Origin of the sequence: Nocardioides sp. NBC_00163, assembly GCF_045206295.1 — a bacterium.
Classification (GTDB): Bacteria; Actinomycetota; Actinomycetes; order Propionibacteriales; family Nocardioidaceae; genus Nocardioides.
Map to the genome: position 1 here is coordinate 3,448,072 of NZ_CP108155.1, position 23,621 is coordinate 3,471,692.

Here is a 23,621-nt window from a genome sequence, read left to right on the forward strand (position 1 = left end):
ATGACGAACGGCCCGCGACCTGGATCAGGTCGCGGGCCGTTCCTCATTCGAGAGCTCGAGGACTACACCGTCGACTCGCTCCAGGCCAGCTGGATGACCTCGATGCCGCGGTCGCGGGTGACGAGGCGCCCACGACCCGGGAGGGTCGGGACCGGCTTCAGGTTGCCGATGAGCGGGCCCTCGTCCGGGTTGCCGGAGAGCAACAGGCCCGGCATCGCCAGGTCACGCATCGACTGGATGACCGACTCGTAGAGGGAGCGCGAGGCACCGCCCGATCGGCGGGCGAGGATGACGTGGAGGCCGACGTCGCCGGCCTGCGCCATCAGCGGCTGCAACGGAGCCAGGGGCGAGCCCTGCTGCGTCGAGACGAGGTCGTAGTCGTCGACGAGCACGAACAGCTCCGCGCCGGACCACCACGACCGGCTGCGCAGCTCCTCGGGGGTGACGTCCGGGCCCGGGATCCGCTTGGTCAGGTACGCCGCCAGGTCGTTCAGCGTCGGGTTCGCCTGGGTCGCGGAGGTGAGGTAGCCGACCAGATAGTCCTCGGGGATCTCGCCGAGCAGCGACCGCCGGTAGTCGACCACCGCGATCTGCGCCTCCTTGGGCGTATGCGTCCGCATGATCTCGCGGGCGATGCTGCGCAGCATCGATGACTTGCCGGACTGGCCGTCGCCGAAGACGAGCAGGTGGGGCTCGGTGTCGGGGTTGAGGCCGACCGGGGCCAGCTCCTTCTCGTTGATGCCGAGAAGGAGTCGCTTGCCGGGCTTCTCCGTGGTGACCCCGGCCTGCTCGCGGATCCGCTCGATCGTGATCCGCTCCGGCAGCAGCCGCAGCTTCGGTCCGGCAGGACCCTGCCAGGCCGCGGAGACCCGGGAGATCAGGTCGTCGACGCCATCGCCCAGCGTCGCCGCCGAGCCGTCGCCGTCCATACGGGGCAGGGCGCTGAGGAAGTGGAGCTTCTCCTTCACGATGCCTCGACCCGGGCGCCCGGTCGGCACCAGGGCGGCGAGCTTGCGGTCGAGCTCGGAGTCCATCGGGTCGCCCAGACGGAGCTCGAGCTTGGTGCCGAAGACGTCGCGCATCGACGAGCGGAACTCGGCCCAGCGACCGGCTGCGGCAACGATGTGGACACCGAAGGTCAGGCCGCGCGGAGCGATCTCCTGGATGGCGTACTCGAGGTCGTCGAAGTCGGCGCGCAGCGTGCCCCACCCGTCGATGACGAGGAAGACGTCGCCCCAGCCGTCGTCGGCCTGGCCGCGGGCGCGGCGGGTGCGGTAGGTCTCGATCGAGTCGATGCCCTGCGCCCGGAAGTAGGCCTCGCGGCGGTCGATGATGCCAGAGATCTCGGCCAGGACGCGGCGTACGACATCGGGCTCGGAGCGGGTGCCGACACCGGAGACGTGCGGGAGCTTGGCCAATGGTGCGAACGTGCCGCCACCGAAGTCGAGGACGAAGAACTGCACCTCCTGCGGCGTCATGGTCAGCGACATCGAGGTGACGATGGTGCGGAGCGTGGTCGACTTACCGGTGCGGGGCGCACCGATGACCGCGACGTGACCGGCGGCCCCGCGCAGGTCGACCGTGAGCGTGTCGCGCAGCTGCTCACGCGGCTTGTCGACGATGCCGAGCGGCACCACCAGTCCACCGAGCCGCTTCCAGGCCGGCGAGTGCAGACCGAGCTCGGGCGAGGTGGTCAGGTCGGGCATCAGCGTGTCGAGCGTGTCGGGGATGTCGAGCGGCGGCAGCCAGACCTGGTGGGCCGGGGCGCCGTGGCCGGTCATCCGGTCGACGGCGATGTCGAGCATCGACTTCTCGACGCCGTCCGCGCCCACGACCGGGGTGGCCGGACGCTCGTCCTCCTCGACCGGCATCGCCAGCTGCTTCACCTCGGCGATCGAGAACGGGTAGATGCCCTGCAGCTTGCCGCCCTCGTCGCGGCGGACCCGTGACCCCGCGGCCGGCGGCCCGGAGACGTACGCAGCCCGGAACCGCTGCATGTTGGTCGGGTCGGGCTTCAGGTAACCGAGGCCGGGGATCGCCGGGAGCTCGTAGGCGTCCGGCACACCGAGCACGGTCCGCGACTCCTGCGCGGAGAACGTACGCAGACCGACGCGGTAGGAGAGGTGGGAGTCGAGACCGCGTAGGCGGCCCTCCTCGAGACGCTGCGAGGCGAGCAGCAGGTGGATGCCGAGGGATCGGCCCAGACGACCGATCGCGACGAACAGGTCGATGAACTCGGGCTTGGCCGAAAGCATCTCGGAGAACTCGTCGACCACGATGAACAGCGACGGCAGCGGATCCATCGAGGGGTCCTGCGTACGGGCCTTCTCGTAGTCCTTCAGCGAGGAGAAGTTGCCGGCCTCGCGCAGGAGCTCCTGGCGGCGGGTCATCTCACCCGAGAGCGCGTCCTGCATACGGTCGACCAGGGTGAGCTCGCCCTCGAGGTTGGTGATCACCGCGGAGACGTGTGGCATGCCGGCCATTCCGGCGAAGGTCGCACCACCCTTGAAGTCGACCAGCACCAGGTTGAGGACCTCCGGCGGGTGGGTGAGCACCAGACCGAGGACGAGGGTGCGGAGGAACTCCGACTTACCGGAACCGGTCGCGCCGATGACGAGGCCGTGCGGCCCCATTCCCTGCTGGGCCGACTCCTTGATGTCCATGTAGATCTGCTGGCCGGCCTCACCGACACCGACCGGCACACGCAGCCGGTCGCGGTTGGCGCGAGGACGCCAGGCGACGTCCGGGTCGAAGGAGCGTACGTCGCCCAGACCGAGCAGCGCCATGTAGTCCTTCGGGGCCGCGATCTCGGTGTCCTGCGGGGTCTCGGCGGCCGCGTCGGAACCCTCCGGGGCCACCGTGTAGAGCGCGGTGAGGCGGCGGGCGTAGGCCTCGGCGTCGGCCATGCTCATCTGGTCCACCCGCAGGCGGACCGGGTCCATGCGTACGCGCACCTGGTAGCCGGCGACCGTGTTGTTCTCGTCGGGCTCCTCGTCGTCGATCAGGAATCGCACCCGGCTGGAGTCGAACAGCTCGTCCCAGTGGGTCGGCAGGTCGATGACGGTGACGCCCTGGATGCCGTCGTCGGGGAGCACGTGGTTGCCCGGCGGGACGGAGCCGCCGTCGACGATGACCACGACCTGCGGCGAGGGGATCCGGTCGTCGGTGCCCCAGCGGGCACGCTCGCCGACCTCGGTCGGAAGCAGGGCACCGAGGTCGTTGATGTTGGTGACCACCATGCGGCGCGGCCCGACGGCGTCGACCTCGCGGCCGCTCTGCGCGTGCGGGAGCCACTTGACCCAGTCCCACTCGGCCAGGTTGCGCTCGGAGGTGAGCACGGCGACGATCAGCTGCTCCGGCGAGTGGAAGGCCGTCATCCCGCAGATCAGCGCGCGGGCGAGCGCCCGGGCCTGGTCCTCGTTGCCGCAGATCTCCATCTTGTCGAAGCCGCGCAGGTTGGTCGCCGCCGGCAGGTCGGGCTGGACCCGGTGGACCGTCAGCAGCCGGTGCAGCGCGCTCGCCGACGCCGGGTCGACCTGGTCGATCGGGGTCTGCTGGGGCGGCACCAGGGTCAGGGCCAGGGGCTGGTGCGCGACGCCGTAGCGGACGTCGAGATAGCGCTTGTGGGTGTTCGAGCGCTCCCACAGCCGGCTGCGCTCCTCGGCGATCGCGGGCAGCGAGGACGGCGCGGGATAGTGCCAGGTCAGCGCCTTGCGCTGCTGCTCACCAGCCTTGCGCGCCGACTGCCGGATGCCGGCCAGGTAGCGCAGGTAGTCGGTGCGCTGCCCACCGACCTGCTTCTGCTTCTGCTTACGCTGCCGGTCGATCTGCACGAAGATGAAGCCGAGCGTGGCGAAGAGGAACATGCCGGCGGCGATGTAGCGCTGGATCGGCGGGGAGCCGCCCGCGCCCGACTGCATGGTCGCGATGAGCACGATCGACCCGAGGCCACCGAGCATGGGGATGGCGTTCATCAGGATGCCCCCGACGCCCTCGCCCTCTTCGATAGCCGGCGGAGCATTCAGAGCCAGCTCCCCCTCGGGGACCTCCGGCTCCTCGGTGCGGGTACCGCCGGCTGTCGCAGCGATGGTCACGTGTCCCCCTGAGACTGGTTCAGTGCCCCACGGGCCCGGATGCCGCAGGTGGTCAGGATCTTAGAGTGCCCGCCACCCGGCTACTACCCTTAACCGTGCCGGTCGGGTAAAACGGGCGGTGGAGCTTCCGATGTGGAACTCTGTCACAGGGTCATCACGCATCCGGGAGGTGTCATGTCCACGCAGACGGCCGATGCCGTTGAGCCGGCGCTCGCAGCAGGCGGCCTGGCGGTCACGGTCCACGGCACCGCCGGAGTGGTCGACATCGTCGTTCCGTCCGATGCGCACGCCTCGGACCTGGCGCGGGAGTACGCGACTGCCGTCGGCCTGCCCGCGGCCCCGGTGCTGCGTGACCGCCGTGGCGAGGTGATCCAGCCGGACGCGTCGCTCGCCTCACGTGGCATCACCTCGGGCGCCCTGCTCGCCGCAGACTCGCCGCCCACTCAGGCCTACGCGCGGCGTGAGGTCGTCGAGACGGCCGCCCCGGTCCGAGCAGGCAGCTTCTCGTTCTACTGGGTCGGTCTGGCCACCCTCCTGGCGGTCGCCGCGGCCGGGTTCGGCGCCCAGGCCGACGGCTGGCAGCGACTGGCCATCGCCGGTCTGCTCGCGCTGGGCGCGTTGATCGGCATCATCCCCGCGGGGCCGTACGCAGCGCGCCGAGCGATCGCCGCTCCGGCCTTCGCCGCCGGCGCCGCCTTCGTCATCACCGTCGACCCGGTGCCCGAGACGCTGCCGATGGCGGTCGGCGTGGCCGGGTTGAGCGCCGCGGTCGTCGCGACGATCTCGCGGTCGCTCGTCGACACCGTCGACGAGGCCCTGAAGATCTGGACGACGACCGGCGTCGTCGTCTTCGTGGTGACCGCGCTGTGCGCCCTGCTCGGCACCTCGCCGCAGGTGCCGTGGTCGATCCTGTTCGCGGCTGCCGCGCTGGCGGCGCGGATCGTCCCGTCGTACGCCGTCGACGTCCCGGACTCCTATCTCCTCGACGTCTCCAAGCTGTCGGTGACCGCCTGGTCGGCACGAGCCAAGACCACCTCGGGAAAGGCGACGGTCCCGATCGACGAGGTCACCCAGGTGGCAGGGCGTGGCGCCCGCACCTTGGCGGCGGCCTCTTGGGCGGTTCTGGCCGTGGTCGCGGTGAGCGGGCCGGCACTGGTGGCGACGGCGACGGACGACGTGGACCGGATCGGTGTCTGGCTGATCCTGTTGGCCGGTGCCTTCGTCATCCTGCTCTCGGCGCGCAGCTATCGCTACTGGCTGCCGCGCGGCGTACTCCGGGTCGCCGGGGTTATTGCGCTGGCGGTCGGGGTCCGTGCCTTCGTAGGCTGGGCCGACCCGGAGCTGGTCTCCTGGTTCGGTCTGGGAGTCGTGGTGATCGGGTTCGCCGTCATCATCGCGGCGATCGCGACCGGCCGGGGCTGGCGCTCGGCGAAGTGGGCGTCTCGGGCCGACTGGGCGGAGTCGCTGTGCGGCGCCGCCGTCATCGCGTCGTTCGTGGTTTCCTCAGGGTTCTTCCGACACCTGTGGGAATCGGGTTTCAATGGCTAGGCAGCAGGGCTGAAAAAGTTCAGAGATTTGTGTTTAGAACTCCGGAGACGGGGTAAGAACACATTGTCCGGACCTCGGGGGAGCCCATCGGGAGCCGGGCTCCAACAGGTATCTAACCTAGGAAAACCGGTTCCGCCGGTGGAAGGACAGCACCATGAGCAGTGAGATCAAGCAAGGCCAGGCGATCAACACCGCCGTCAACTTCATCAACGAGACCAAGGCCAAGCTGCAGAGCGTCAACAGCCGCACCGTCTCGGAGGCCCAGGCGGAGGGCGCATCGGGCTGGAAGGGTTCCGGCGGCACCTCGTTCCAGCAGCTGATGAACACCTACAACGAGAAGTCGCGCGAGATCACCAACGCGCTCGACGAGCTCACCGCGGGTCTCGAGAACGCCCGCAAGGTCGGTAGCCAGGCCGACGAGGATGTTGCCGGGCAGTCCAGCTCCGTCACCTCCAGCATGGACAGCATCTCCTACAAGATGGGTGGCTGACCACCCGGTCAGGCCGCATTTCAAGCACAGGACTGGAAGGAACTGACATGGGTGAAGAGATTGTCGTAAACCACGGGAAGATGGGCTCCATCACCGACGTCCTGCTCAAGGGCGTTGCGGACATGGACCGCGAGCTCGACGAGCTCGAGCGTCACATCCTCGGCCTCCAGGAGAACTTCACCGGTGAGGCGGCTGACGCCTACAACCGGGCGCAGGCCAAGTGGAACCAGAGCATCCGCGAGCTCGGCATGGCTCTGGACCGCGGCAGCAAGTTCGTCAACGAGGCCAACGCCAGCATGCACGACGCGGACCGTCGCGGTGCCGGCGGCTTCGGCGGCTGAGTTCTTCAGCACACAGGCAACACGAGGGGACCGGTGCGGGGCACCGGTCCCCTCGTCGCTGGTTTTATGGCAAAGTCAGCGCTGATGTTCGCTGTCTGACTCAGCGGGCGCGAGGTAGGTCTAACTCTCGGGACATTCGGTCGGTTCGTCCCGGGCACAGGCACGACGCGAGGAGTTCGTGAAATGACGCAGGCGCAGGTGGCGCCCACTGGGCTGGTCCGGGTCACAGTCGCCTCCGGCACACGTCGGATGGATCTGGTGCTGCCGGGCTCGGTGCCGGTGGCGGAGCTCGTGCCGGAGCTTGCGCGAAGCGTCGGGTTGCTCGACCCGCAGACGGCGTACGCCGGCTACCGCGTCGTGCTCGCCGACGGCCGCAAGCTCGCCGGCGACCTCGGTCTGATCCCGCAGGGCGTCGAAGACGGTGGCGTGCTCACCGTGAGCGCCGGAATCGACGACAAGCCGCCGCGGGTCTACGACGACGTGGTCGAGGCGATGACCGACGTCGTCGAGAGCGAGATGGCCCCCTGGAAGCCGGAAGCAGGACGACGTACGTCACTGCTGGCCGCCGCGCTGCTGCTCCTCCTCGGTGCCGGTGCGCTGTGGACGCAGGCTCCGTCGATGCTCGCCGGCGTCGCTGCCGGGGTGATCGGCATCGTCCTCGCCGGAGGCGCGATCGTGCTCTCCCGGCTCGAGGCCGAGAACGACGCCGCGATCGCCGCGGTGTGGATCGGTGAGGTCTATGGCGCGGTCGCCGGCTTCCTGATCGGCTCGGCCTCCCTAGGCCCCGAGGGCGGCGTCGGGATGCCGCTGGCCTTCGCCGGCGCGGGCGCGATGCTCGCCGCCGCGATCGGCTTCCTCGGTCTGGGCGAGGCCCGGATGCTGGCGATGCCGGGCGCGCTCGTCGGTGGCGTCTTCCTGGTCGCCGGCATGCTGCTGAGCATGACCGGCTGGAAGGCCGGTGTGGTGCTCGGGATCGTGCTGGTCGTCGTGGTGCTGGCCGGCAGCTTCTTCCCGTGGCTCGCGCTGAGCACGACCAAGACCGACGTCCCTCAGCTCTACTCCGACGAGGACATCAACCTCGACCCGGACGAGATCCGGGCCGACCAGGTCAGGGTCGACGCGAAGGTCGCCCACGAGATCCTGGTCGCGATCGCCCTCTCGGTCGGCGTCCTGGTCGTGCTGACCTCGCCGTTCGTGGTGCGGCTCGGGCTCTTCGGCACGCTGCTTGCTCTCGCCGCGTGCGTCGTGCTGATGCTGCGCACCCGGCAGTACCGGACGGGCTCGGAGGTGCTCGTCGGTCTGGTCTCCGGGATCGCCGGCCTGCTCGCGATCGGTGCCGCGCTGCTCGTCTACCACGAGTCGTGGCGGCCGACGACCGCCGTCGTGCTGGCGGCTGCGGGTGGCGTACTCCTGGTCCTGACCCTCGTCCCCGACGTCGGGTCGATCCGTCGTGGTCGGCTGGCCGATGTCGCCGAGACCGCCTGCCTGCTCGCGATGCTGCCGCTGATGGTGCTCGCCTCGGGCCTCTTCGGCGCCGCGGTGGCTGGTTTCTGATGGCCAGCAAGAAGGACCTCGTAGAGGCCCATGCCTTCAGCCGCCGCCGGCTCGTCTCCGCGTTCCTCTCCGGCGCTCCGGGCGGGCGTGAGGTGGAGCCGGCCCGACCGGGCCGCTCGGTCTTCGGTGGCGTCGTTCTCGCCGTGCTGCTCATCGCTGGCGGTGCCGTCGCCCACTTCCTCGCTCCCCGGCCCGCGACGGGCTGGGCAGACCAGCCCGGCCTGATCGTGACCAAGGGCGGGGCGCGGTATGTCGTCACCGGCCCCGAGAACGACAGGGCGCTGTACCCGGTCGTCAACCTGGCCAGCGCCCAGCTCATCCTCGGGCTCGACCTGGAGAAGAAGTCCAAGGTCATCGACCAGGAGGAGATCGACAAGGAGTTCCCCAAGGGCACGATCGGCCTCGGCGGACCCGACGTCCCTGAGGAGCTGCCGCTGAAGTCCGACTTCATCAACACCGGCTGGACGGCATGCACCGCCAACGGTGCAGGTACGCACCTGAACATCTCTGCGAAACCCGACGTGCAGCCGGCCACGGACACCGGTTTCATGGTGCAGACCGAGGACGGCACCTACCTCATCGCCGAGCACGAGAGCGAGGGGTACGCCCAGGCTTACAGCTACAAGGTCGAGGGTGACGCGGAGACCTATGCGGACCGTATCTTCAGCGACCCTGTCTCGACGCCGACAGTGCCCCAGGCATGGGTCAACCTCTTCCCGGCCGGCGCGCCGCTGTCGGGTGATTCCTTCGGGGGCGCGTTCACCAAGGCCGGCGGTACGGTCGAGGGTGAGGACTACCCGATCGGCACCAAGGCCAATTTTCAGGCCAACAACTACCTGATGACGGAGTCCGGCTGGATCCGGATGGACGAATTCACCAGCGAGGTCTATGACGTCGTCTTCGGCAGCAAGGGCAACCAGCAGTCGCTGGACTCGCAGCCGAACATCAACGGCGAGCGTCTGGAGACCTTCTGGCCCGACGAGTCCCTCGAGGCCGGCACCGGCAGCGTATGTGCCGAGCTCGAGACCGAGGACGAGACGACCGTGCGGCTCGGCATCGATCCGGGCGAGACGGCCTGGCCGACTTCGGAGCCTCCTGCCGCCGGCGACTTCACCTCGGCCCGGGTCGATCCCGGCAAGGGAGCCTTCGTCTACGCCGCCAACGGGGAGGAGCTCGACAAGAAGAGCGCGACGCCATATCTGATCGATGCCCGCGGCACCGCCAACACGCTGGACGGGCCGGTCACGGTCGAGCGGCTCGGCCTGAAGACCGACTCGGGCCCGATCGTGCCCGGCACCTGGCTGCGCCTGCTCCCCGGCGGAGCTGCGCTCTCGACCGAGTTGGCGCTGTGCCCGCCCAACTCCGACGAGGTCCAGGAGAGCAAGTGCGTGGCGACCGAGTGAAGCTGGTGCGTAGCTGCATCGCGCTCGCTGCCGTCGTCGGTGGGTTGTCGCTGCTGGGCAGTCCGGGACCTGCGTACGCAGCGGAGGAGAGGGCCGACTGCTCGGCCTATGCGACCAACACCGGCGGTTCCCCGCAGAAGGCGGACACCAAGACAGCGCCGGTTCCCGACGGTGTCGCTCCGTTCGCGATCATGCGGATCCCTGAGGCTCAGCAGGTGAGCAAGCAGGGCCAGGGGATCCGTGTCGCGGTGGTCGACTCCGGTTACAGCCGCAGCGCGAAGGCCTACTACGGCACCGTCGCGGCCGGCCTGATCTCCCAGATCGCGCCCAAGGCGAAGCTCAGCGACCACCCAGTCCTCAAGGTCGGTCAGGAGAAGTCCACGGTCGACGCCAAGCAGATGACCGCCGAGCTCAACTCGCTGGCCAAGGGCAACGCGAAGGGGCTGATCGTCGACATCGGTCTACCCGCGACGCAGGCTGCTCCCGGCCTCGACGCGGCCGTCGACACGCTCACCAAGAAGGGCGCCATCGTGGTGATGGCCGCGGACTGGTCCGGTGTCACCACCGACACCGATCCCCTGGACATCGCGCCCAAGGTCTTCCCGAACGCCGACGATCCGGTCGTGACGGTCAGCGCCTCCGGCACCTGGGCCTCCGACCCGAATTTCACGGTGCTGCCCAACTCCAACACCGACGTCGTCGCTCCGACGTACGGTGCCGCCTCGACGACGCTTTTCGGTCAGCCGTGCTGGGTCGACTCGATCACGACGTCGTTCGCGTCGGCAGAGGTCGCGGGCGTACTCGCCCTCATCTGGTCCACCAACAGCGGCTGGAGCGCTCAGCAGGTCATCGACCGCCTCTACAGCACCACGTCGGGCCGTGAGGGCCAGGGCGGCCGCTACTGGGGTGCCGGTGTGGTGAACGCCTACGCCGCGCTCACCCGCCCGGCCGTCAAGGAGGCCGCCGCTCCGCCGGAGATCGAGCAGGCCCCGATGGCGCGCGAGAAGGCGGATCCCCTTGCCGCGGTTCGTGAGAACGCGATCTGGTGGGGGATCGCCGGCGGCGGTGCGCTCGGTCTCGGGCTGGTCCTGCGGCCGCTGTTCTCGCGGCGCAAGAGCTCGCTGTAGCGCCTCAGACCGAGCGGTCGAAGGCCTCGCGTGCTGCTTCGACTTCGGGCAGTGTCGTGGTCGTCCAGTGGTAGAGCCGGTCGATGAGGTCCTGCAGGGTGCTGCCCAGCGGGGTGATGCGGTATTCCACCGCGACCGGGCGAGTGCTCAGCACGACGCGCTCGACCATGCCGTTGCGTTCCAGGCGGCGGAGCGCAGTGGTGAGTGACTTCTGGGTCACTGCCGGTATCGCCTGACGCAGCTCGTTGAAGCGGCGTGGCCGCTCGCACAGCGTGTCGAGCACCTGGAGCGACCACTTGTCGAGGAGCTGGTCGAGGAGCTCGCGATGCTCCTGGGTCAGGCGCAGCGGGCTCGGGCTGGTATCCGACATGACACCTAGTCTCGTTGAAGTGTCCTCTGGATACCAAGTACACATGAGAAACCTTAACCCTCGAAAGGATCTCATCGTGTCCGTTGATCTGCTCACCCCCGAAGGCATGTTCCAGCCCGTGCCCTATCACCACGTCTCCGTCGCCACCGGCACCCGCCATGTCCATGTCGCCGGACAGATCGCCCGGGACGAGCTCGGACGTGGTGTCGCCCCGGGTGACCTCGCCGGCCAGCTCGCCCATGCCCTGCGCAACACCGCCCGCGGCCTGGCCGGCGCCGGCGCGACCTTCGCCGACGTCGTACGCCTCCGGTTCTTCGTCACCGGCTGGACCCCGGACAAGTACGACGCCTTCGTCGCCGGGCTCGAGAGCGTCATCGACGAGCTCGGCATCCCGCAACCGCTGCCGCCGCTGTCCGCTATCGGCGTGGACTACCTGTTCGAGCCCGACGTGCTCGTCGAGGTCGAGGCGTACGCCGTGCTGGACTGAGGCGCCTCAGGTGGACGGGGCCATGGCGAGGTGGCGCCAGGTGCGGTGCCGCCACGCCTGGTACTCGGCGGGCGCCCAGCGCAGGGTGCGGGTCATGTGGACGTAGGTCTCGGCGTTGGCGAGCAGGGCGCTGGTCGCGATCACCCACTCGAGGTCGGCATCGGGGCTCATCAGCCCGTCGCGGTGCAGCTTCTCCCAGAACGCACGCACCTGCTCGAGCGTCGACTCGCGGGCCGCCTGGGCTGCCGCCGCGATCAACGGCTCGTCCGCCTCGGCCTGCATGGCCACGGCGAGGACGGGCGCGATGCGATCCATCATCAGCGCGGTGCCTTCCGCGTCCGCAGCCAGTCGCTCCTCGAGCGTCGGGGCGTTCATCACCGTGTCGATCCAGTCTCGATCGGCCAAGGCGATCGGCAGGGCGTCGCCGACGAGGGCCACGTCGACCACTCGCTTGAGCAGGTGTGCCTTGGTGGCGAAGCGGACGTAGATGGTTCGGTCGGAGACTCCCGCGGCTTTGGCGACGTCTGTCAGCGCGGTGCCCCGATAGCCGCGCTGCGCGAAGAGTTCGTGGGCCGCGGCGACGATCGCCTGCTCGGTTCGCTCGGCACGAGATCCCCTAGCGGGGGGATTGACTTCTGAGGGCACGAGTTGCAGTCTAACTGTAATTAGAAAATTGCAGTCACACTGCAAGTCAGGAGTGGACATGAGCGACCACGAAGCACCGGCTCTCGCCGGCGTCCACCACCTCAAGCTGCCGGTCGCCGACCTTCGGCGATCCCAGCGGTGGTACGAATCAAGGCTCGGGTACAAGCTCGTCGTGGAGTTCCAGACGGACGGCGAGCTCGACGGCATCTGCCTGGTGCACCCCAACGGTGGCCCGAACCTGGGCCTGCGGCTCGATCCCGAACGTGCCCGTGCGGCCGCCGGTTTCGACTACTTCTCGATCGGAGTGAGCGACGAGAGCACCCTCCGGGCGCTCGCGGACAGGTTGACCGAGCTCGGCGAGCGGCACGCCGGCGTGCAGCCTGCGACCCTCGGTTGGATCCTGCCGCTGCTGCACGATCCCGACGGTCACGAGGTGCGGTTCTACACCCTGCAGCACCACACCGAGCCGGACCCGGAGGACGTTCTCGTCGTGGACAACCCCGTCGTGGCGGCCCGACGCAACGCCGTGGCCCGGGCCGAGCACACGGTGGGCTGAGATGAACGTCAAGAAGATCGCCCGCGGCGACCAGCCTGTACGCCGCGTTGACGACGAGCCTGGGCTGCAGTGGGCAGCATCGGCTGGCCGGGCGTACATCGGCGCGGTCGCGGCGCTGGCGGGGTATGTCGTGGTTGCCGTCACCATCGGAGCCGGCTTCGAGCGGGATCTCGTGGCCGCAGCCGAACGCGAAGGCGTGGCGGTCAATGCGCTGGCGAGCTCCACGCAGGCCGAGATCACCCATGACCATCCGGTCTACGCACTGATCACGGGGCTGCTCCTCTTCGTGTCCCCGGTGTTCCTGGCTCTGGCCGCCGGCCGGATCCGCACCGGGGCGCCCGGCCGGCTCGCCCAGCTCGCGTGGTGGTCGGCACTGGCCACGCTGGTCGTGTGGTGGACGTACGTGGCTCTGGGGTTGGGCCTGTTCGCCGACCCGGAGAATCTGCCGCCGCTCGTGAGGGACTTCGATGCGCTGACGGTCCCGCTCGTATCTGCCTTGTCGCTGCTCGCGCTCGGGTCGATGGTGTTCGCCGCGGAGGCGCTACGCGGGCACGGCGTCGTTCGCCGAGCGGCGCGTGCGACCACGGTCGTCAGCCTCCTGCTCGGCGTGGTCAGCCTGGTGGGCCTGGTCGCCACCGGATTCGAGGACCCGGTGGCCCCGATCGTGATCGTGCCCGGAGGGCTGATCCTCGGGATCGCGCTGCTTCGCGCGCAGCGGCCGGCGCGCACTGGATAAATGAACGGCGCCTGACCTGCTCGAAAGCAGGTCAGGCGCCGGTTTGTGCTGGCGGATCTGGGGGGATTCGAACCCCCGAGGGCGTTAACCCAACACGGATTCCAGCCGTGCGCCATAGGCCACTAGGCGACAGATCCGTGAGGGATCCTACGCGGCTCCGGGATCATGGAGGAAATCGGCGGAGGTCCAGCGGGTGCGCTTTGGGATCGGCCAGCGGACTCGTCTAGACTCTTCCGCAACCCCCCATGTGGCGACATCTTGTCGAACCTCCCCAGGGCCGGAAGGCAGCAAGGATAAGCGAGCTCTGTTGGGTACGTGGGGGGCCTTTTCTATTTCTTGACCCGGTCCGGCCGCGAGGATGAGCGAGGCTCTACCGGACGTACGTGGGGGGCCTTTTCTATTTCTTGACCCGGTCCGGCCGCGAGGATGAGCGAGGCTCTACCGGACGTACGTGGGGGGCCTTTTCTATTTCCTGACAGCCAGCCCCGCGCGGTCGCAAAGTGTCGGTGCGGGCGGATAGGGTCTATCGGGTGGACGCACCGCTAGCTCTCTACCGCCGCTACCGGCCGGAGACGTTTGCCGAGGTCATCGGTCAAGATCACGTCACCGGCCCCCTGCGCAATGCGCTGGCGGGCAACCGGGTCAATCATGCGTACCTCTTCTCCGGGCCACGTGGCTGCGGCAAGACGACCTCTGCGCGGATCCTGGCGCGGGCGCTGAACTGCGAGAAGGCGCCGATCGCTGATCCGTGCGGGGAGTGCGAGTCGTGCCGGGACCTGGCGCGCGGCGGGCCCGGCAGCATCGACGTGATCGAGATCGACGCGGCGTCGCACGGCGGTGTGGACGATGCCCGTGACCTGCGGGAGAAGGCGTTCTTCGCTCCGGTGAAGAGCCGCTACAAGGTCTACATCATCGACGAGGCCCACATGGTCTCGACGCAGGGCTTCAACGCGCTGCTCAAGCTCGTCGAGGAGCCGCCGGAGCATCTGCGGTTCATCTTCGCGACGACCGAGCCGGAGAAGGTCATTCCGACGATCCGGTCGCGCACCCATCACTATCCGTTCCGCCTCTTCCCGCCCAAGCTGGTCTCCGACTACATCTCGACGCTGTGCGAGAAAGAGGGGATCAATGTCGAGCCGGCCGCGCTGCCGCTGGTCGCGCGCGCGGGCGCCGGGTCGATGCGCGACAGCCTCTCGGTCATGGACCAGCTGCTCGGTGGTGCGGGGCCTGAGGGCGTGACGTACGAGTTGGCCGCCGGGCTGCTCGGCTACACCCCGGACGCGCTGCTGGACGAGGTCGTCGATGCCTTCGCCGCCCATGACGGCGCCGCGGTCTTCGGTGTCATCGACAAGATCATCGAGACCGGCCAGGACCCACGGCGGTTCACCGAGGACCTGCTGCGGCGGCTGCGTGACCTGGTCATCGTCAAGGCGGTCCCGGACGCGCCCGCGACCGGGCTCATCGACGTCTCCGAGGACGGCGGGGAGCGGCTGGTCGCCCAGGCCGGACGCTTCGGACCACACGATCTTTCGCGCGCCGCCGATGCGGTCGCCACCGGTCTGACCGAGATGCGCGGCGCCACCGCCCCCCGGCTTCTGCTCGAGCTGATCTGTGCCCGGGTGCTGCTGCCCGCTGCCGACGGTGCCGATGGTCTCGCGGCTCGGCTGGACCGTCTGGAGAGGCGGATCGAGATCAGCGGTACGCCGACGGTGTCCGCTGCTCCGGCGGCGGCCGCCCCCGCTCAGGACCGGCCGGTGCTCAAGCCGTCGGTCGGTGCGCCGGGGCACGAGACCGTCGCTCCGGCGGCGCCGCAGCCCGAGCCCGTCCAGGCGTACGCCCCGACCCCCGAGCCGGCCCGCGAGCCCGCTCCGGCTGCGGAGATGCCTCCCCAGCAGGCGCCGGCCGCTCCCGAGCCGCCGAGCCAGCCTCAGCCGCAACCACAGACACAGCCTCAGCCTCAGGCGCAGTCGCCGGGTGCGATGGGCAACGTGGACGTCCGCCGCCTGTGGGACGACGTGATCGCCCAGACCAAGGGCCTGCGCCGGGCGACCTGGTCGCTGGTGGGACAGAACGCTCAGGTGGTCGACTTCCGCGACGGCGTGCTCACCCTCGGGTTCGCCTCGCCGGGTCTCCGTGACCGGTTCGCGACCGGCGGACACGAGCCGATCCTCGGGCAGGCGCTGGTCAACGTGATCGGCATCCAGCCGAAGATCGAGGCGATCGTCGCGGGCGGCGGCCAAGGGGCCCCGCAGCGGCAGGCCGCGCCTCCGCCGCAGCCGAGCCAGCCCCAGGAGCCCACCCAGCCGCAACAGCCGCCGGAGGCATCCTGGAACGAGCAGGCGCCACCGCCCGACTGGGCCGCCGAGCCGCCGCCCCCCGACCAGCCGACGGCCCCGCCGGAGCCGTCGGCGACGCAGCCGGCCGACCCGGGAGCGATCGCGCTTGCTCGGGAGGCCATCCGGCCGACGCGTGCGGCCGACTACGAGCCCCCGGTCGACGACACGGTCGCCCGCCTGGCGGAGGCGGATGCCGCGGTGAACCCCGACGACCAGGCCTACGACGGGCCTGCCGCGATGGGCGCCGAGGCGCTGCTCGCTCAGGAGTTGGGTGCAACGATGATCGAAGAGATTCCTCACAACTAGGACGGCACAGATGACGAACCCACTCGAAGGCCTCGGCGGCGAGGGCGGCTTCGACCTCAACGCGATCATGCAGCAGGCCCAGGCGCTGCAGAGCCAGATCGTCGACGCCCAGGAGAAGCTCGCCGAGACGATCGTCGACGGCACCGTCGCCGGCGGTGCGGTGACCGTCAAGCTCACCGGCACCGGCGAGCTGGTCGGCGTGGAGATCAAGCAGGGCGAGTTCGACGGCAGCAACCCCGACGACCTCGAGGACCTCGGCGCCGTGATCGTCGCCGCCTACCGCGAAGCCAAGGGCAAGGCCGACGAGCTCGCCGGTGACGCGATGGGCCCGCTCGCGGGCGGCCTCGGTGGTGCCCCCGGCGGCGGCGAGCCGCCGTTCAAGCTCGGCTTCTGAAACAGACACAGTCGAAACCAGCACAGCTAGAGACAGGCGATAACCAAGTTGTACGAGGGTGTGGTCCAAGACCTCATCGACGAGCTGGGACGGCTTCCGGGCGTAGGTCCGAAGAGCGCTCAGCGGATCGCGTTCCATCTGCTCCAGGCTGATCCCGCCGACGTACATCGGCTGGCCTCGATCCTCAACGAGGTCAAGGCCAAGGTGAAGTTCTGCTCGGTCTGCTTCAACGTCTCCGAGGAGGAGACCTGCCGGATCTGTCGCGACCCGCGTCGCGAGCAGTCGGTGCTGTGCGTGGTCGAGGAGTACAAGGACGTCGTCGCGATCGAGCGCACCCGCGAGTTCCGCGGCCGCTATCACGTGCTCGGCGGCGCGATCAGCCCGATCGACGGGATCGGTCCCGACCAGCTGCGCATCCGTGAGCTCGTCCAGCGGCTCAACGACCCAGGGATCACTGAGGTGATCCTCGCCACGGACCCCAACCTCGAGGGCGAGGCGACGGCGACCTATCTGACCCGTCAGCTGAGCCCGCTCGGGCTGAAGGTCACCCGTCTGGCCAGCGGTCTCCCGGTCGGTGGCGATCTGGAGTACGCCGACGAGGTCACCCTCGGCCGAGCCTTCGCCGGACGCCGTGCGGCTGAGTAGTCGTTACCTGTGCGATCCCTAAGAGCCGACTCTTTACCCTCGTCAGGCCGCGACTTCGGCGGTAGCCTGACGGTTCAAGGGACTTCGGGAAGGGGGCCGTCATGACGAACGACTTGACCGGTAAGGACTTCGCCACCAGCATCGCCGACTCGGTGGAGAGCTTTCTGCTCTCGGTGCGCGCGATCGCTGCGGACGGCGATGGTGGCAGCGCTGTCCCGATGCTGCTGCTGGAGGTGAGTCAGATTCTGCTGGCGGGCGCGCGACTGGGCGCCCAGCAGGACTTCGAGCCTCGTGAGGAGTTCCAGCCAGACGTGGGCATGGAAGCCGACGTCGACGAGCTCCGGATGGGGCTTGCCGAGATGTTCGGGGACATCGACACCTACAGCTTCGTCTTCGATCCGTACAGCCCGGACGTGGTCGACAGCCAGATCTCCGACGACGTCTCCAGCCTGGTGACCGACCTGGAGTACGGCCTGCGTCATTACCGTCTCGGCGACGTCGACGAGGCGCTGTGGTGGTGGCAGTTCAGCTACGTCAACAACTGGGGCAACCTGGCCGGTGCCGTGCTCAACGCACTGCTCACCGTGGTCGCTCACGACCGCCTCGATTCCGAGCCGTTCACCGGTGAGGACGAGGACCTGGCTGCCGCTGATGAGATGCTGGAGAAGACGGCCGCATCGGCAACGTAGACTCTCCCGCCGTGGGAATCGTCGTTCAGAAGTACGGTGGCAGCTCGGTCGCGGACGCTGCAGGCATCAAGCGCGTCGCTCAGCGAGTGGTCGCGACCAAAGAGCAGGGCCACGATGTTGTCGTGGCCGTCTCTGCCATGGGCGACACCACCGACGAGCTGATCGACCTGGCCAACAAGGTCTCGCCCGACGCGACCGCGCACGCGCGTGAGTTCGACATGCTGCTGACCTCCGGCGAGCGGCAGTCGATGGCGCTGCTCGCGATGGCGATCAACGACGTCGCGAACGAGCGCGGGCTGGCGTACGAGGCTCGGTCCTTCACCGGGTCGCAGGCCGGTCTGATCACCGACGCGCAGCATGGGCGCGCCAAGATCCTCAGCATCACCCCGGAGCGGATCCAGGCAGCGCTCGGCGACGGTGCGATCGCGATCGTGGCCGGCTTCCAGGGCGTCTCCAGGGACACCAAGGACATCACCACGCTGGGCCGTGGCGGCACCGACACCACCGCGGTCGCGCTGGCGGTGGCGCTGGACGCCGACGTGTGCGAGATCTACACCGACGTCGACGGCGTCTTCACCGCCGACCCGCGGATCGTCCCGACCGCCCGCAAGCTGAGCTCGGTCGCCTTCGAGGAGATGCTCGAGCTCGCGGCCTCCGGGGCGAAGGTGCTCCACCTGCGCTCGGTGGAGTTCGCCCGGCGTCACAGCCTCCCGATCCACGTACGCTCGTCCTTCTCCACCCTCAACGGCACCGTCGTCAAGGGCAGCATCGACGCGGTCTCGCCACACGCCGACCATCAGCTCAGCGGGGACGCTGGGATGGAGGCGCCGATCGTCGCCGCCATCGCCCACGACCGCAGCCAGGCCAAGATCACCGTCGTCAACGCACCCGACGAGGTGGGCGCCGCGGCGAAGGTCTTCGAGATCATCGCCGGGGTGGGCATCAACGTCGACATGGTGGTCCAGGACTCGTCGGCGGCCGGCGCCGACCGCACCGACATCACGTTCACACTGCCCCGCGACGACGCCGAGCGCGCCGGGAAGGCGCTGGAGCAGGCGCGCGGCGAGGTCGGCTTCGAGCGGGTGAACACCGAGCCTCGGATGGGCAAGGTCTCCCTGATCGGTGCCGGGCTGCGCACCCAGCCGAAGAAGATCGCCGACTTCTTCTCCGCGATCGCGCAGGCCGGCGTCAACATCCAGATGATCTCCACCTCGGAGGTCCGGGTCTCGGTCGTCGTCGGTGACGACGAGGTCGACCGCGCCGTGGAGGCCGCCGCGGAGAGGTTCAGCGACGTGGAGGTCGAGAAGGTCTCCTACGGCGCCGACGCCGATGGCGACACCCCGGAGATCGTCGGCGTAGCCCACGACCGTGGCGAAGCCAAGATCACCGTTGCCGGCGTCACCGACGAGCCCGGCGAGGCCGCCCGCATCTTTGACACCCTTGCCGACAACGGCATCAACATCGACATGATCGTCCAGAACGTGTCGGCGGAGAAGACCCGGCGTACGGACATCTCGTTCACGCTGCCGCGCACCGACGTCAAGCGGGCCCGCGCGGCACTCGGCGACATCCAGGCCGAGGTCGGTTTCGCCGACCCGGTCGCCGACGAGCAGATCGGCAAGCTCTCGATCGTCGGTGCCGGGATGCGTACGCATCCGGGGATCACGGCGAAGTTCTTCGCCGCGCTCGCCGCAGAGGGAGTGCTGATCCGGATGGTTTCGACCTCGGAGATCCGCGTCTCGGTGCTCGTCAGCGCCGACGACCTCGACCGCGCCGTGCGCGCCACACACAAAGCATTCGGCCTCGACAGCGACGTAGAGGCCATCGTCTACGGAGGGACCGGCCGATGAGCATCAACCTGGGAATCGTGGGAGCGACCGGACAGGTGGGCGTCGCAGTACGCCAGATCCTGCTCGAGCGCGGCTTCCCGCTCGGCGAGGTCCGTTTCTTCGCCTCGGCGCGCTCAGCGGGCAAGACCATCGAGTTCGGTGACCGCTCGGTCGTCGTCGAGGACGCCGCCACCGCTGACCCCTCGGGCCTCGACATCGCGATCTTCTCCGCCGGTGGCGCCACCTCGAAGGCACTGGCGCCGAAGTTCGCCGACGCCGGCGTGATCGTCATCGACAACTCCTCGGCCTGGCGCAAGGACCCGTCGATCCCGCTGGTCGTCTCCGAGGTCAACCCCTCGGCGATGGACGGAGTCATCGAGGCCCGCCAGGGCATCATCGCCAACCCCAACTGCACCACGATGGCCGCGATGCCGGTCCTCAAGGCGCTCCACGACGAAGCCGGTCTCGAGCGGCTCGTCGTATCGACCTACCAGGCCGTCTCGGGCTCCGGCGTCGCCGGCGTCGAGGAGCTGGTCAGCGAGGTCGCGGCTGCCGGCGACAAGGCCCGCGAGCTCGCCTACGACGGCTCCGCCATCACCTTCCCGGAGCCGGACAAGTACGTCGAGACGATCGCCTACAACGTCCTTCCCTACGCCGGTTCGCTGGTCGAGGACGGCCTCAACGAGACCGATGAGGAGCAGAAGCTCCGCAACGAGTCCCGCAAGATCCTGTCCCTGCCCGACCTGCGGGTCTCCGGTATCTGCGTCCGCGTCCCGGTCGTCACCGGCCACTCGCTCGCGGTCAACGCCGAGTTCTCCTCGTCGCTGACCCCCGAGCGCGCCACCGAGATCCTCTCGAACGCCCCGGGCGTCGAGCTCCGCGACGTACCGACGCCTCTGTACGCCGCCGGCAAGGACCCCTCCTACGTCGGCCGCATCCGCCAGGACGAGGGCGTGCCCGACAACCGCGGCCTCGCCCTGTTCATCTCCAACGACAACCTCCGCAAGGGCGCCGCGCTCAACACCGTCCAACTTGCCGAGCTGGTAGCCGCCGCTCTCTGACGAGACGTCAGGCGCGCTGGCCGAGTTGGCGCGACGGTGCCAACTCGGCCGACCGGAGTGACGCCTCGGCCGGGTCTGTCAGTCGATGTAGTTGGTGGTGACCCAGTAGGCGAGAGCGTACGCGGCGGCGGCGAGGATCACGACGACGATCACTCCCCAGGCGTGGGCGAAGACGTCGGTGAGGAAGAGCATCGAGAGTACGGCGACGAGTGCTGAGCCGAGGAAGCTGATCGTGAAGGGGGAGCGGGCGCCGGCCAGGCGGAGGAGGTAGCCGCCGACGATGATCGCGAGGGCGAAGACGGCGATGAGGATGATCGCTCCCTTGTCGCCGAGCGACGAGGTGCCTCGCGTCCACTGGCTCAGGGTGCCGCTGAACCAGACGGCCAGGGCCATGAACGCGCCGACGATGGCGCCGATCATGACAGCCGCGGACAGGCCCGACGGGGTGCCGAGGTTGATCCGCCGCTGGCTCGGGTCCTTGGGCGTCTTGGGTGCCTTGGGCGCTCTCGGTTCCTTTGCCGGCTTGGACGGCTTCTGTGCCTTCTGCTTCTTCGCAGGCGGCTCGGGCGCTACGACGGGTGGTGGCGTCTTCTCCAGCACCTGGGTTTTCTCCGCGGAGGCCGTTTCGACCGCAGCAGTCTTGACCGATGCCTTCTCGACCGGTGCAGTCTCGACCGGTGCCTTCTCGACACGAGCCTTCGGGGCCTGCGTCTTCTGGGGTTGAGTCTTCGAGGGCTGGGTCTTCTCGGGCTTGGCGTTCGCCGGCTTCGTGCCCCCACGCTTCTTCTTGAAACCGAACGACGGCGCGGCGAGCTTGTCGGCGGGGTCGTTGCTCATGAGGGGCAGTTTCGCATGTCGCGCGTCACATTTGAACTCAGGCGCGGGTGAGGCGGATGACCGGGATCTCCCGGTCGGTCTTCTCCTCGTAGCTCCCAAAGTTGGCGGCCGACTCGACGATCGCAGCCCACGCGCGGGCGCGTTCCTCGCCGTGCAGCTGCTCGGCGACCACCGGGATGGTCTCGCCGCCGAGCTCGATGGTGACCCGGTCGGGGTTGGCGGCGAGGTTGTAGTACCACGCCGGGTTCTTCGGCCCGCCGGCTGCCGAGGCGGCGATCAGCCAGGTGTCGTCGTCGCCCGGGAACCAGGCGAGCGGCGTCGAGCGAGGCTCGCCGCTCTTCTTGCCGATCGTGGTGAGCACGAGCAGCCGCATCCCGGCCGTGGTGCCGTTGCTCTTGCGGGCCCGGCTCATCATCAGCTTGTTGCCCAGCTTCAGGAGGAGGTTGGCCGAGGGCTGCTTGGCGCCACGGGTGCCGTTGCGAGTGTCGAAGCTCATGGCGTCGACATTACTCGGCCAGAAAGAGGTTCAGGCTCGGAGATCTTGCGATCTCCGAGCCTGAACTCGATGTCGGGTTGACAGGATTTGAACCTGCGGCCCCCTCGTCCCGAACGAGGTGCGCTACCAAGCTGCGCTACAACCCGAATGCTGCACCGAACAAACGGTCCAACGAGGAATGAGCATAGCCCAGAGACTCCTCCGATCCGTAATCGGCCCCTACCGACGAGACGCCCCGCGCGGGGTGAGCGTCAGGAGCGTCGCCTCGGGGCGGCAGGCGATGCGGATCCGGGTGTAGGGCGAGGTGCCGAGGCCGGCCGAGACGTGCAGCCACGCCTGCCGTCCGCCGTGGGTGTGAGTGTGCAGGCCGCGTACCCGAGCGGGGTCGAGATCGCAGTTGGTGGCCAGCGCTCGTCCGCCGGGCAGACAGATCTGACCGCCGTGGGTGTGGCCGGCCAGGATCGCGTCGTAACCGTCGGCGGTGAACTGGTCCAGGACCCGTAGATACGGAGCATGCGCGACCCCGAGGCGTACGTCCGCGGACGGGTCCGCGGGGCCGGCGACCGAGGAGAGGTCGTCGAGGCGGAGGTGGGGGTCGTCGACGCCCGCGAAGGCGAACTCGATGCCCTTGACGGTCAGCGACGAGCGCGTGTTGGTGAGGTCCAGCCAGCCGGACTTGGTGAACGACGCGGACAGGTCACGCCAGGGGAGCTCGGGCACGTTCGTCTGCCGTTTACCGTTGTCCGGCAGCAGGTAGCCGATCGGGTTGCGCATCCGCGGTTCGTAGTAGTCGTTGGAGCCGTGCACGAAGACGCCCGGTACGTCGAGCAGCGTGCCGAGGGCATTGACGATCGACGGCACCGCCCGCTGGTGGGCCAGGTTGTCACCGGTGTCGACGACCAGGTCCGGCTTCAGCGACGCCAGCGACGCGATCCAGTCGAGCTTCTTGTGCTGCGACGGGACCACGTGCATGTCGGAGAGATGCAGCACCCGCAGCGGGTCCGCGCCCTCGGGGAGCACCGGCAGTCCGACGTGGCGCAGCGTGTACTGACGGGCCTCCCACAAGGCGTACGCCGTCATGGCCGCGCCGGTGGCGAGCCCGGTGCCGAGGGTTGCGCCGATTACTGAGGCGAGCCGCATGGCTCAACCCTGCCACAATGGTTCCATGAGCACTCTGAAGGACCAGCTGAGGACCGACCTGACCTCCGCGATGAAGGCCCGTGACAAGGAGCGCGCCGGGACGCTGCGCATGGTCATGGCCTCGATCACCGAGGCCGAGGTCGCCGGCAAGGAGGCCAAGGAGCTCACCGACGACGAGATCATCACGATCCTCACCCGCGAGGCCAAGAAGCGCCGCGAGGCGGCCACTGCCTTCGCCGACGGCGGTCGCGCCGAGCAGGCCGAGAAGGAGACCGCGGAGGCCGCGGTGATCACCGAGTACCTGCCCGCTCAGCTGAGCGCCGAGGAGATCTCCGACCTGGTCAGCAAGGCCATCGCCCAGACCGGTGCGGCCGACGAGGGGATGCGCGCCATGGGCAAGGTGATGGGCATCCTGACCCCGCAGACCAAGGGCCGTGCCGATGGCGGCGCCGTGGCCGCGGAGGTGCGTAAGCAGCTCGCCTGACGACTGCCCGAGAACGACTGTGGCCCCACCGGATCGGTGGGGCCACGTGTCGT

The 23,621-nt window shown here is 69.0% G+C and carries 22 protein-coding genes, 2 tRNA genes, 1 other RNA gene and 1 pseudogene; 18 read left to right on the plus strand and 8 right to left on the minus strand.

From position 1 onward, the window contains the following. Nucleotides 1–62: 62 nt before the first annotated feature. Nucleotides 63–4,094: a type VII secretion protein EccCa gene (gene eccCa / locus OG801_RS16550; RefSeq protein ID WP_355020548.1), complete on the minus strand. Its 4,032-nt coding sequence runs from the start codon at nt 4,092–4,094 to the stop codon at nt 63–65. Nucleotides 4,095–4,268: 174 nt separating this feature from the next. Here eccCa and OG801_RS16555 point away from each other — a divergent pair, with 174 nt between their 5' ends. From OG801_RS16555 to OG801_RS16580, 6 genes are all read left to right on the plus strand, one after another. Further along, a complete protein-coding gene (locus tag OG801_RS16555) occupies nt 4,269–5,642 on the plus strand; it encodes a hypothetical protein (RefSeq protein WP_406029852.1) in 1,374 nt (457 codons plus the stop codon). Nucleotides 5,643–5,796: 154 nt separating this feature from the next. Further along, entirely contained in the window at nt 5,797–6,132 is a 336-nt protein-coding gene (locus OG801_RS16560; protein ID WP_355020546.1) for a WXG100 family type VII secretion target, read from the plus strand. Between the two features lie 47 nt (nt 6,133–6,179). Continuing rightward, a complete protein-coding gene (locus tag OG801_RS16565) occupies nt 6,180–6,473 on the plus strand; it encodes a WXG100 family type VII secretion target (protein ID WP_355020545.1) in 294 nt (97 codons plus the stop codon). Between the two features lie 183 nt (nt 6,474–6,656). Then, nucleotides 6,657–8,027, plus strand: coding sequence for a type VII secretion integral membrane protein EccD (gene eccD, locus OG801_RS16570; protein ID WP_355020544.1), 1,371 nt, complete (start codon nt 6,657–6,659; stop codon nt 8,025–8,027). Further along, nucleotides 8,027–9,430, plus strand: coding sequence for a type VII secretion protein EccB (locus tag OG801_RS16575; protein WP_355020543.1), 1,404 nt, complete (start codon nt 8,027–8,029; stop codon nt 9,428–9,430). Before eccD ends, OG801_RS16575 begins: the two co-directional genes overlap by 1 nt. Next, a complete protein-coding gene (locus tag OG801_RS16580) occupies nt 9,412–10,557 on the plus strand; it encodes a S8/S53 family peptidase (RefSeq protein ID WP_406029855.1) in 1,146 nt (381 codons plus the stop codon). Before OG801_RS16575 ends, OG801_RS16580 begins: the two co-directional genes overlap by 19 nt. A 4-nt stretch (nt 10,558–10,561) precedes the next feature. Here OG801_RS16580 and OG801_RS16585 read toward each other — a convergent pair whose 3' ends face one another. Beyond that, a complete protein-coding gene (locus tag OG801_RS16585) occupies nt 10,562–10,927 on the minus strand; it encodes a winged helix-turn-helix transcriptional regulator (RefSeq protein ID WP_406029857.1) in 366 nt (121 codons plus the stop codon). 76 nt (nt 10,928–11,003) lie between these two features. Between OG801_RS16585 and OG801_RS16590 the strand changes: the two genes are divergently transcribed. Beyond that, entirely contained in the window at nt 11,004–11,414 is a 411-nt protein-coding gene (locus tag OG801_RS16590; protein ID WP_406029859.1) for a RidA family protein, read from the plus strand. Nucleotides 11,415–11,420: 6 nt separating this feature from the next. Here OG801_RS16590 and OG801_RS16595 read toward each other — a convergent pair whose 3' ends face one another. Further along, nucleotides 11,421–12,059, minus strand: a complete 639-nt coding sequence (locus OG801_RS16595; protein ID WP_406029861.1) for a helix-turn-helix domain-containing protein — start codon at nt 12,057–12,059, stop codon at nt 11,421–11,423. 58 nt (nt 12,060–12,117) lie between these two features. On the opposite strand from OG801_RS16595, the gene OG801_RS16600 reads away from it, so the two are divergent. Continuing rightward, nucleotides 12,118–12,615, plus strand: a complete 498-nt coding sequence (locus OG801_RS16600) for a VOC family protein (RefSeq protein WP_406029863.1) — start codon at nt 12,118–12,120, stop codon at nt 12,613–12,615. 1 nt (nt 12,616) lies between these two features. Beyond that, the gene (locus OG801_RS16605; RefSeq protein ID WP_406029865.1) at nt 12,617–13,351 is read left to right on the plus strand and encodes a hypothetical protein; all 735 of its coding nucleotides are present in this window, start codon (nt 12,617–12,619) and stop codon (nt 13,349–13,351) included. A 49-nt stretch (nt 13,352–13,400) separates the two neighbouring features. Here OG801_RS16605 and OG801_RS16610 read toward each other — a convergent pair. Then, a tRNA-Ser gene (locus tag OG801_RS16610) sits at nt 13,401–13,488 on the minus strand. A gap of 100 nt (nt 13,489–13,588) precedes the next feature. On the opposite strand from OG801_RS16610, the gene ffs reads away from it, so the two are divergent. The 8 genes and pseudogenes from ffs (at nt 13,589) to OG801_RS16650 (ending at nt 20,611) form a co-directional block, all read left to right on the plus strand. Continuing rightward, nucleotides 13,589–13,679: signal recognition particle sRNA small type (gene ffs / locus OG801_RS16615), an RNA gene on the plus strand. A 172-nt stretch (nt 13,680–13,851) separates the two neighbouring features. Then, nucleotides 13,852–15,993 carry a DNA polymerase III subunit gamma and tau gene (locus tag OG801_RS16620; protein WP_406029867.1) on the plus strand — a complete coding sequence of 714 codons (2,142 nt, stop codon included), beginning with the start codon at nt 13,852–13,854 and terminating at the stop codon, nt 15,991–15,993. 10 nt (nt 15,994–16,003) lie between these two features. Further along, nucleotides 16,004–16,387, plus strand: coding sequence for a YbaB/EbfC family nucleoid-associated protein (locus OG801_RS16625; RefSeq protein WP_355020534.1), 384 nt, complete (start codon nt 16,004–16,006; stop codon nt 16,385–16,387). A 48-nt stretch (nt 16,388–16,435) separates the two neighbouring features. Continuing rightward, a complete protein-coding gene (gene recR, locus OG801_RS16630) occupies nt 16,436–17,032 on the plus strand; it encodes a recombination mediator RecR (protein WP_008356228.1) in 597 nt (198 codons plus the stop codon). Nucleotides 17,033–17,133: 101 nt separating this feature from the next. Further along, on the plus strand, nt 17,134–17,721 hold the full coding sequence (locus tag OG801_RS16635) for a DUF5063 domain-containing protein (protein ID WP_355020533.1): 588 nt from the start codon (nt 17,134–17,136) through the stop codon (nt 17,719–17,721). Between the two features lie 11 nt (nt 17,722–17,732). Next, nucleotides 17,733–19,037, plus strand: a pseudogene (locus OG801_RS16640) (aspartate kinase); the annotation flags it as partial. Further along, nucleotides 19,014–19,571, plus strand: a complete 558-nt coding sequence (locus OG801_RS16645) for an ACT domain-containing protein (RefSeq protein ID WP_406036282.1) — start codon at nt 19,014–19,016, stop codon at nt 19,569–19,571. The pseudogene OG801_RS16640 and the gene OG801_RS16645, both read left to right, overlap by 24 nt. Continuing rightward, the gene (locus OG801_RS16650; protein ID WP_406029870.1) at nt 19,568–20,611 is read left to right on the plus strand and encodes an aspartate-semialdehyde dehydrogenase; all 1,044 of its coding nucleotides are present in this window, start codon (nt 19,568–19,570) and stop codon (nt 20,609–20,611) included. Before OG801_RS16645 ends, OG801_RS16650 begins: the two co-directional genes overlap by 4 nt. A 78-nt stretch (nt 20,612–20,689) precedes the next feature. Here OG801_RS16650 and OG801_RS16655 read toward each other — a convergent pair whose 3' ends face one another. From OG801_RS16655 to OG801_RS16670, 4 genes are all read right to left on the minus strand, one after another. Continuing rightward, on the minus strand, nt 20,690–21,448 hold the full coding sequence (locus OG801_RS16655; RefSeq protein ID WP_406029872.1) for a hypothetical protein: 759 nt from the start codon (nt 21,446–21,448) through the stop codon (nt 20,690–20,692). A gap of 37 nt (nt 21,449–21,485) precedes the next feature. Then, nucleotides 21,486–21,944, minus strand: a complete 459-nt coding sequence (locus OG801_RS16660; protein ID WP_406029874.1) for a nitroreductase/quinone reductase family protein — start codon at nt 21,942–21,944, stop codon at nt 21,486–21,488. A 72-nt stretch (nt 21,945–22,016) separates the two neighbouring features. Continuing rightward, nucleotides 22,017–22,090 (minus strand) — tRNA-Pro (locus tag OG801_RS16665). 73 nt (nt 22,091–22,163) lie between these two features. Further along, entirely contained in the window at nt 22,164–23,084 is a 921-nt protein-coding gene (locus tag OG801_RS16670; RefSeq protein WP_406029876.1) for a metallophosphoesterase, read from the minus strand. A 25-nt stretch (nt 23,085–23,109) separates the two neighbouring features. Between OG801_RS16670 and OG801_RS16675 the strand changes: the two genes are divergently transcribed. Next, nucleotides 23,110–23,568, plus strand: a complete 459-nt coding sequence (locus OG801_RS16675) for a GatB/YqeY domain-containing protein (RefSeq protein WP_355021157.1) — start codon at nt 23,110–23,112, stop codon at nt 23,566–23,568. The last annotated feature ends 53 nt before the right edge of the window (nt 23,569–23,621 follow it).

Coding starts and splice junctions, on each gene's coding strand:
- OG801_RS16555 (WP_406029852.1), top strand. CDS start 4,269: ATGTCCACGCAGACGGCCGATGCCGTTGAGCCGGCGCTCGCAGCAGGC.
- OG801_RS16560 (WP_355020546.1), top strand. CDS start 5,797: ATGAGCAGTGAGATCAAGCAAGGCCAGGCGATCAACACCGCCGTCAAC.
- OG801_RS16565 (WP_355020545.1), top strand. CDS start 6,180: ATGGGTGAAGAGATTGTCGTAAACCACGGGAAGATGGGCTCCATCACC.
- eccD (WP_355020544.1), top strand. CDS start 6,657: ATGACGCAGGCGCAGGTGGCGCCCACTGGGCTGGTCCGGGTCACAGTC.
- OG801_RS16575 (WP_355020543.1), top strand. CDS start 8,027: ATGGCCAGCAAGAAGGACCTCGTAGAGGCCCATGCCTTCAGCCGCCGC.
- OG801_RS16585 (WP_406029857.1), bottom strand. CDS start 10,927: ATGTCGGATACCAGCCCGAGCCCGCTGCGCCTGACCCAGGAGCATCGC.
- OG801_RS16600 (WP_406029863.1), top strand. CDS start 12,118: ATGAGCGACCACGAAGCACCGGCTCTCGCCGGCGTCCACCACCTCAAG.
- OG801_RS16605 (WP_406029865.1), top strand. CDS start 12,617: ATGAACGTCAAGAAGATCGCCCGCGGCGACCAGCCTGTACGCCGCGTT.
- OG801_RS16625 (WP_355020534.1), top strand. CDS start 16,004: ATGACGAACCCACTCGAAGGCCTCGGCGGCGAGGGCGGCTTCGACCTC.
- OG801_RS16635 (WP_355020533.1), top strand. CDS start 17,134: ATGACGAACGACTTGACCGGTAAGGACTTCGCCACCAGCATCGCCGAC.
- OG801_RS16650 (WP_406029870.1), top strand. CDS start 19,568: ATGAGCATCAACCTGGGAATCGTGGGAGCGACCGGACAGGTGGGCGTC.
- OG801_RS16655 (WP_406029872.1), bottom strand. CDS start 21,448: ATGAGCAACGACCCCGCCGACAAGCTCGCCGCGCCGTCGTTCGGTTTC.
- OG801_RS16660 (WP_406029874.1), bottom strand. CDS start 21,944: ATGAGCTTCGACACTCGCAACGGCACCCGTGGCGCCAAGCAGCCCTCG.
- OG801_RS16670 (WP_406029876.1), bottom strand. CDS start 23,084: ATGCGGCTCGCCTCAGTAATCGGCGCAACCCTCGGCACCGGGCTCGCC.
- OG801_RS16675 (WP_355021157.1), top strand. CDS start 23,110: ATGAGCACTCTGAAGGACCAGCTGAGGACCGACCTGACCTCCGCGATG.